Below are 8,569 nucleotides of genomic sequence, written 5' to 3' on the forward strand. Positions count from 1 at the left end.
AGACAATACGGAATGGATACAACAAAAAAGAAGAACCGTTATGAAAAAGCTTATCAATAAGCTTTACACTACATAACCGTTCTTCTTTATTGAAACTATACATTTTGGTTGTTATTTAGCCTGATCAGCAAGCAGATTTTGATCTGCACTATTCGTAACGGCTACGAATAACAAACAAAACTATGCTTTGTGGCGACGTTCGTCAGATACAGATAATCTTCTTCTGCCTTTAGCTCTTCTTGAAGCTAAAACTCTTCTTCCGTTCGCACTGCTCATACGTTCTCTAAATCCGTGCTTATTTCTTCTTTTTCTTTGAGAAGGCTGGAATGTTCTTTTCATGACTTTTAATCTATTATTGCTCTAAAAAACAGGAGTGCAAATATAAGGTTGATTTTTCACAAATCAAACAATAGATTTAAAATAAGCAAAGAATAACTTCCAATATCAAAACATTAGCTTCGCCCGCTCCTTAAAATATCCCTTATATCCGTAAGAAGCACCTCTTCTCTTGTCGGGACCACTGGTACTGTGGGAGCAACTGCTTCCTTTCGTTTTAGCGAATTGATTGTTTTAATAATGGCGAAAATACAAATGGCGACGATGAAGAACTGAAGGAACGTGTTAAAAAATTTGCCATATCTTATAGCAACTTCTTCCCCCTTGTTTACTGCATCTGCACCAACCAGTACTATCTTTTTATCGGCAAAATCAACTCCGCCAGTTAAATAGCCAATTGAAGGCATGATAACATCGTCGACAAGAGATGTTATGATTTTACCAAATGATGCCCCGATAATGACACCCACTGCCAGATCAATCACATTTCCTTTGGATACAAATTCCTTAAACTCTTTTGCTATTGACATAATCTGAAAATTAATATTTATCGTATTATCTAAAGTAAATCTTAAACGCTTATAAACAAAATTATTTAGTCCATAGTCTTTTTACGCGCTTTATAGAGATATTTTTTCATGATATTTAATTCCATACCACCATTATTATGTAATTTTACCCTACATTTCAAAACATGTTAAGACAAAACCTTCAACAAAAGCTTCTTCAAAAACTCTCGCCCCAGCAGATCCAGTTCATCAAGCTCTTACAGGTTCCAACTGTGTCTTTGGACACCAGGATTAAGGAAGAACTTGAGGAAAATCCAGCGCTGGAGGATTTGAGTCTTGCAAACATGAATGAGCCTGCGGAAGAATATCCAGACCGTGATCCTGATGATGATAATTTTAACGCTGAAGACAGCCAGGAACCGATGGATGAGTTCAATGTAGATGATTATATCCAGGATGATTCCTTAAATGATTACGGTTCCAAATACGATCAGAATGGAGATGATGATGACGAACGAAAAGAAATACCTATTGCAATACAAAGTTCATTTTTTGAGAGCCTGCAGGCACAATTAGATTTGGTTCCTTTATCAGATAAGGACTTTCAAATCGGTCAGCAAATCATCGGCAGTCTTGATGATGATGGTTACCTTCGTCGACCTATTGCTTCGCTTATTGACGATCTTGCGTTTTCACAGAATGTATTTGCTGAAGAGGACGAGGTTATGGAAATGCTTAAAGTCATACAATCTTTTGATCCGGCCGGTGTAGGCGCGAGGGATCTTCAGGAGTGTTTACTTATCCAGTTGCGTAAACGGGATCAAACCTCTGTGATCCAAAAAGCCATGACGGTAGTTGAGGAATACCTGGACGAATTTACCAAAAAACATTACGACAAGCTTGAACGCTCATTGAATATGGACTCTGAGGAACTCAAGGATGTGGTGAACGAGATATTAAAGTTAAATCCCAAGCCCGGCGATTCAAACGCGGTAACCACCAAACAATTGCAAATTATTCCGGACTTCCATATCAGCAATAATGACGGGATCTTGTTTCTTACATTAAATTCTCAAAATGCGCCTGAATTGCGTGTCAGCAGATCATATCAGGAAATGTTCGAGCATTATGACAAAACATCTCAAAAAGATAAAAAACTCAAAGAAGCTGTACAGTTTGTAAAGCAGAAGCTGGATTCAGCGAAATGGTTTATTGATGCTATTAAACAACGTCAGCAAACCTTGCTCAAGACGATGAATTCTATCATGAATTATCAGTATGAGTATTTCCTTACCGGAGATGATAAAAACTTAAGACCAATGATTCTTAAGGATATTGCCGACAGGATCGGGATGGACATTTCAACCGTTTCCAGAGTAGCCAACTCAAAATATGTCCAGACTGAATTTGGCACCTTCCTCTTGAAGTCTTTTTTCTCAGAAGCAATCCAGATGGATAGCGGCGAAGAAGTCTCAAATAAAGAGGTAAAAAAGATCCTGGAGGAATGTATAGGCAAAGAGGACAAGCGACGCCCGCTAGCTGACGAAAAGCTCACTGAAATTCTGAAGGAAAAAGGATATAATATAGCGAGAAGAACCGTTGCGAAGTACAGGGAAGCGATGAACATTCCGGTAGCACGCTTGAGGAAAGAGTTGTAAGTTGTAGGTTGTAAGTTGTAAGTTGTAAGTCTGGATTCCTAACACAGCGTCTAGAAACTGTCAAATGTCAACTGTCAACTTAATCACCAGCTCTTCTGTGGGCAGCTAACCTTATACCTGTTGTTAAGAAAAACCCCCAAAACAATTTCGTGTGATCCATTACTCACCGTATTCAGGCCTGAGGTAGTAAAGTCATAAGAGTAGCCCAGATTTATAAAAGAGCCGATGTTAAATCCAGCCATAGCCGACAAGGCATCATCTTTACGATAACTGGCACCCATCCATAATTTATCTTTGTACGCTAACTTCAAATTCACGTCGACGGAAACTGGCACGGGTGAAACAACTTTTACCATAGCTGAAGGCATTGCTGCAAAATCATCGCCGAGATATACTTTGTACCCAGCGGAAATAAACATGTGCGGGACCTTTCTGCCCTGGTTGTAAGATTCGTCATCACTAAAACTAATCGGGCTTGCTATGAGCTGCTGGGCCGCGGCACCTACAAAATACCGTGGTCCATAAAGCCACAAACCCGCGCTAAGGTCAGGCTTTAGCTGGCCATAATCTCCAGAACCAATTGCCGGATCGATTTGATTTTCAAGAATAATCTTAGATTGGTCCAGATAAATTTTAGATAACCCAGCCGCTACACCCAATGAGAGATTGACACTTGCGCTCAATCCTAAATGATAAGCATAGGTAGCATTTACATCTGTGCGGGAAATTGGCCCCGCCTTATCGGAAACTACATGAAATCCTATACCATGGTGCGGTTCGGATGCCATATAAGTTTGAACATAGCTTCTGCTGTTTGGATTGGTTCCCCCAGATTGGGGAACGGATGTAGATGTACCGTAAAGAAAATTCTTGCCCAAGGGGGCATGGAATGAAATGTAAGATGTTTCCGGCGCACCCTCCAGCCCCTGCCATTGACTTCTATACCCAGCTTTTACATCGATGTAATTTTCAATCCCGGAAATTGCCGGGTTCAGGATAAAATTATTGAAAATATATTGAGTATACTGAGGCCGTTGTTGCGCGTAAGCACAATGGAAAGATCCCAGCAGCATTATGAATAGTAGACACTTCTTCATTGATAAATCATTGAGCGTTCAAAACGAGCGGGAGAGCGGCTTTAATTGTGTTGTTCACAGAATTAGCATATTTACAATTATACATGGTTTATGTTATATACAATTTAGGTAATTATTATTTATCAGCTCTATAACACACATACGTAATTATTTGATCCTTAATCTGTCTTATCTTAAAATAGTTACCCATCCTGTATAAACGGGTATGCCCAGTTTTGGATCGATAACATAATAATAAGTTCCTACCGGCAGCATATCCCCATTCAAAGTTCCGTTCCACGGAGATTTATACCCTATTGATGTATACACCTTTACACCAAACCTGTTAAAAATGTCAACACTCGCCTCCGGATAGCTATCCAGATAATCAATTTCCCAAACATCATTGACCCCATCGCCATTGGGTGTAAATGTATTTCTTATGATCGGCTTATCGACTATAAGGACATTAATCTCATCGCTTAGAACACATCCCTCGTCGGACGTTACAATAACTGTATATCGGGTGTTTTCGGTTGGAGAGGCGACTGGGTTTTTAACATCATTCCGATCCAGTCCAATGGCCGGGCTCCATTTGTATCGGAGATTAGTTCCGCTTGCTTGAATATTGAAATTAACTGATCCGCCTCTAATCATGACCAGATCATCTCCGGCTTCCAGGGTGGGAGTTGTTACGTTAGTCGTTTGAGTAATAGTATTTTCACAACCGGTATTGCTGGTAACGGTCAGGGATACCTCAAAATTTCCGCCCGCTGCGTATTTATAATCAAATGGTAGATTACTAACCCGTTCCTGCTTGTTGCCATCTCCGAAATCCCAGGTCCACTTGACGATATTTCCTGAAGTAATAATTGATTTATCGGTAAACGTTATACTGGTGTTATTACAGCCCGGCTTGGATGCCGTGAAGGATGCTTCAGGGATAGTATTCACAGTAATAACTTGCTCGTACTCTGCCACATCACAACTCGTGGAATTTTCAACTTTAAGCTTTACAGGATAGACACCCGGGCCGGCAAATACATGGGTGGGATTCTGTTTGGCGGATACCTTCCCGTCACCAAAATCCCAGCTCCATTTTGTTATTGAATTTCCGTTATCTATACTTTCATCGGTAAACTGAATTTCGCTCATGGCGCAAAAAGTAGTTGAAGTCTTAAATTTTGCGATTGGAGGGTCAAACACTTCCAGATTTAAATCGATCTGCTGTTCATTTAGAGCACAGCCTCCAATTGAGGGATACTTTGCGACGACTTTTATGGATTTTTTGCCAGGAACTGGATAAGAAATGGTCCGTGAAAAATAATAATCGTAATAAGTAGTTCCGTTTCTAACGACCGGCAATGACGTTGTGATATTCTGCAATTCTACCGGCCCATTCGGCTCAAATTGCCAGGAAAGGCTCGAAACCGGTGAAGTGAGCGTTACTTTGACATTAAATGGTTCTTTGCTGCATGCGTTCTCAATCTTCTCTTTCGTATCCGTAGATTCAGCAATAGCCGTTTGATTTGATGCCAAATTTGTACCGGCTGAATAAGCATACGACTCAACATCTCCGAAACCATAAGCAATCGCATTAAAACCGTCAGAAGCCGATAGGTTAAATATTTGAGTTGAATACTGATTTAAATTTAATTGCATGTAGGATAAGCCTGCAGATCCCGGAAGGGCGGTAAAATTGCCCCTCGGCACAGCACCGTTCACCCGAAAACTGCTTGCAGCAGAAGTTTTGATTAAGACATTTACATAATTTTCACTGATAGCCTCTTTATTAGACGAATAAACTGTGATATTCTTAATATTATATTCGATGGGATTTAAAATAACCATGTCAGGATCGCTGACACCCCCACCTGCGCAGGCCTGCGACAACGCGTACTGGGCGGCCGCAATAGCTTTAGTCGATGAAATATAAGTGGGTGAATTGATAGGCGAATTGGTTTGATAAAATTGCCCGGCATTCAATGTAGCCACTGTCAGCCCATTGAACTGAATCGGGGTGTTATCCTCCTTCGCTAAAATCCTGATGTAATTCCCCCGCGTTCTTACACTTGCACCGGATGGACTTCGTGAACTAAAGGGAACAAACCCATAGTTTTTACCCCAGCTTTCTACGGGGTAGTTTTGCTGATACAAAGGATCTGATGATGGAGATAAGGAATTAGGGTTTATACATGACATTCCCGGGGGCGTTATACTAGCATTTGTTGTGCCGGAGAATAACGCAAACTTTTTACAGGCAGATGTCTGAGGATCGACAAATACATGAGTACCGGTGAGATCGTCCGGGGAAAGGTACTGATAAACGTCACCTGTATTTCTAAGCAGCACCCCACCGGAAACCAAATCTTTACCATCCTTTTGAATAAAGATTCTTGTATCAGGGTCAACTGCAGCTATAGCAATATAATTTGCTCCTCCTCCCCCGGCTGCCCCGACTTCCTGATTCATCGTGTAGTAATCTTGCCCAAGGGCATCCTTAGGAAGGACGAGAGAAGCTGCCGATCTTCTGCCTGCGAATATATGGCCATAGGTTACCACCTTAGGTTTACCTGGATCAACTATTACTCTAATCGCACGATTACTTAACACCTGGTTTCTCTCTGACTCATTGATGTAAGCCGCCGAACGGGGAACTTTCACTTCAACGACAGTATTACCCTGAGCAAGGTTAAACCGAATATTGGTACCGTTTACTGATACAATCCCGGTGGACGGTTGACTACCGGTGATGAAAATAGAATATTCAGCAAAATTATTTCTGACTATTACATTTTGCGCGTAATCTGGTGCATTAACATGGGTTGGAAAAATCGCATAGAATTCAGTGCCCTCATTTGAAATACTTTGCGCCCTGACCGGCGAAAGAAAAAAAAACAATGCAAGCATTTGTAAAATTCCGTAAAGAACTGTCCTGTTACACATCTCTTATGCTATTGTTCCTTCAAATATTTGAAATATCCTATATAAGATACGTTAAGATGAGATAATCTGGTTTGATTAATTTAAAAATCTTTAAGAGGACAAAAAAAAGTGCAAGACGGAGGGAAAAAGAATGCAAAAAAATACCGGAGAATTTTTTTCCCCCGGTATCACAAACGCTTTTTAGAAAATTATTTCCTGAGGGATTTAATGATTTCCAGTGCTTCCTTAGTTGATGCAGTAAGTTCTGAATATTTCTTGTTTTCCATCACATCTTTGCTTACCAATTTACTTCCCATTCCAACAGCACAGACACCAGCCTTAAACCACCCTTCTATATTCGCTTTGTCAAGCTCCACGCCACCGGTCGGCATGAATAACAGTTTTGGAAACAATTCTTTGATGGCCGACATGAATCCGGGACCCAGAATATTTCCAGGAAATAATTTGATTATTTTCGCACCTAAAGTTTCAGCTCTGATTATCTCACTTGGTGTCATACAACCGGGCACCCAAAGTATGTCATGTTTATCAGCAACTTCTGCAACGCTTTCTACTAAACCCGGACAAATGATATAATCGGCACCCGCATCGATAAAAGTCTCAGCCATTGTTCCGTCTTTAATGGTTCCTATTCCAAGATACATACCCGGCATATCAGCATCAACGACAGCTCGCAACCTCTTAAAATTACCTAAGGCAGCTTCTCCCCTGTTGGTGTATTCGACAGTCCTTATGCCAGCATTATACAATGCTTTCAAAATTTCCACACTAGTTTCTTCATCTTTGAAAAAATAAAGAGGCAAAATTCCTTGCTCAGGTATTAATTTTAAAAGTTCCACTTTCTTACTCATTTTAAATTCTAGTTTGAGGCTCTAATGTAAGAATTTATAAAATCTATTTTGTAAAATGTCTATCACCTTAGCTCCTGTCCTGAATTAAAAAACAATTCTCAGGTTTTTTAGCGAATAGGGCTGAAAAACTTTCAAATACGGGTCTTTAATGTATTTTTGTTTAGTCCTTTAGATTATTTTATAAAACTTCTTTCACATTAACTGCACACAACGATGTCTAAAAAAGTAGTAACCCTTGGAGAAATAATGTTGCGCTTATCCACTCCTGATTTCAAAAGATTTGTACAAAGCGATAGTTTTGACGTAACGTATGGTGGCGGTGAAGCAAATGTAGCTGCTGCACTATGCAACTACGGTTTGAACGGGTCGTTTGTTTCCAAAGTTCCTGACAATGCCATCGGCCAGGCTGCGATCAATCACCTTCGTCGTTATGGGGTAGATACCCGGTTTGTAGCCAGAGGTGGAAAAAGATTGGGGATTTATTTCCTGGAGACAGGCGCATCAATGCGTGCCTCCCAGGTAATTTATGATCGCGCTGACGCTGCTATATCTGAAGCAGATCCTTCCGAGTTTGATTTCGATGCAATTTTCGAAGGTGCTGACTGGTTCCACACTACCGGTATTACTCCTGCGTTAAGTGATACGGCCGCAGCTTTAACCGAAGCTGCTTTGAAAGCCGCGAAAGCGAAAGGAATTACTACCAGCATTGATCTCAATTATCGTAAAAAGCTTTGGAGTAAAGAAAAGGCGAGAGAAGTAATGACCAGGCTTTGTGAGCATGTGGATGTATGTATTGGAAATGAGGAAGATGCACACGATAGCTTAGGGTTTACAAGCAAAGGAACTGATGTTACTAAAGGAGAACTGAATCTCGATGGTTACAAAGATGTTTGCAAACAGTTGAAAGAAAAATTCGGGTTTAAATATGTTGCTTCGAGTTTAAGAGAAAGTCATAGCGCCTCTGATAACGGTTGGTCTGCATTGGTTTATGATGGCTCTGAATTCTATAGAACGAAACAGTACGAAGTCCGTATCGTTGACCGTGTAGGAAGCGGAGATTCATTTGCAAGTGGTTTCATATATGGATTAGTTACCGGAATGAAAATGTCGGACGCTGCCGAATTCGGTGTGGCTGCATCTGCGTTAAAACACACCATCCCCGGAGATCTTAACCACGCAACGTTATCAGATGT

The 8,569-nt window shown here is 40.7% G+C and carries 7 protein-coding genes; 2 read left to right on the top strand and 5 right to left on the bottom strand.

Going from position 1 to position 8,569, the window contains the following annotated elements; translation table 11 throughout:
• Positions 1-180: 180 nt before the first annotated feature.
• Both rpmH and mscL read right to left on the bottom strand, forming a co-directional pair.
• A complete protein-coding gene (gene rpmH, locus WBJ10_RS03345; RefSeq protein WP_411273699.1) occupies positions 181-339 on the bottom strand; it encodes a 50S ribosomal protein L34 in 159 nt (52 codons plus the stop codon).
• 113 nt (positions 340-452) lie between these two features.
• Positions 453-866: a large-conductance mechanosensitive channel protein MscL gene (gene mscL / locus WBJ10_RS03350; protein WP_424288139.1), complete on the bottom strand. Its 414-nt coding sequence runs from the start codon at positions 864-866 to the stop codon at positions 453-455.
• A gap of 164 nt (positions 867-1,030) precedes the next feature.
• On the opposite strand from mscL, the gene rpoN reads away from it, so the two are divergent.
• Positions 1,031-2,503 carry an RNA polymerase factor sigma-54 gene (gene rpoN, locus WBJ10_RS03355; RefSeq protein ID WP_424288140.1) on the top strand — a complete coding sequence of 491 codons (1,473 nt, stop codon included), beginning with the start codon at positions 1,031-1,033 and terminating at the stop codon, positions 2,501-2,503.
• A gap of 83 nt (positions 2,504-2,586) precedes the next feature.
• Here the strand turns inward: rpoN and WBJ10_RS03360 are convergent, their stop codons facing one another.
• From WBJ10_RS03360 to WBJ10_RS03370, 3 genes are all read right to left on the bottom strand, one after another.
• Entirely contained in the window at positions 2,587-3,600 is a 1,014-nt protein-coding gene (locus WBJ10_RS03360; protein ID WP_424288141.1) for a PorP/SprF family type IX secretion system membrane protein, read from the bottom strand.
• Between the two features lie 168 nt (positions 3,601-3,768).
• Positions 3,769-6,489: a PKD domain-containing protein gene (locus tag WBJ10_RS03365; RefSeq protein WP_424288142.1), complete on the bottom strand. Its 2,721-nt coding sequence runs from the start codon at positions 6,487-6,489 to the stop codon at positions 3,769-3,771.
• Between the two features lie 224 nt (positions 6,490-6,713).
• On the bottom strand, positions 6,714-7,376 hold the full coding sequence (locus tag WBJ10_RS03370) for a bifunctional 4-hydroxy-2-oxoglutarate aldolase/2-dehydro-3-deoxy-phosphogluconate aldolase (RefSeq protein WP_424288143.1): 663 nt from the start codon (positions 7,374-7,376) through the stop codon (positions 6,714-6,716).
• Between the two features lie 213 nt (positions 7,377-7,589).
• Here WBJ10_RS03370 and WBJ10_RS03375 point away from each other — a divergent pair.
• The coding region (locus WBJ10_RS03375) for a PfkB family carbohydrate kinase (RefSeq protein ID WP_424288144.1) at positions 7,590-8,569 on the top strand (980 nt) is incomplete at its 3' end.

The organism is Daejeonella sp., from assembly GCF_049655485.1.
Lineage (GTDB): Bacteria > Bacteroidota > Bacteroidia > Sphingobacteriales > Sphingobacteriaceae > Daejeonella.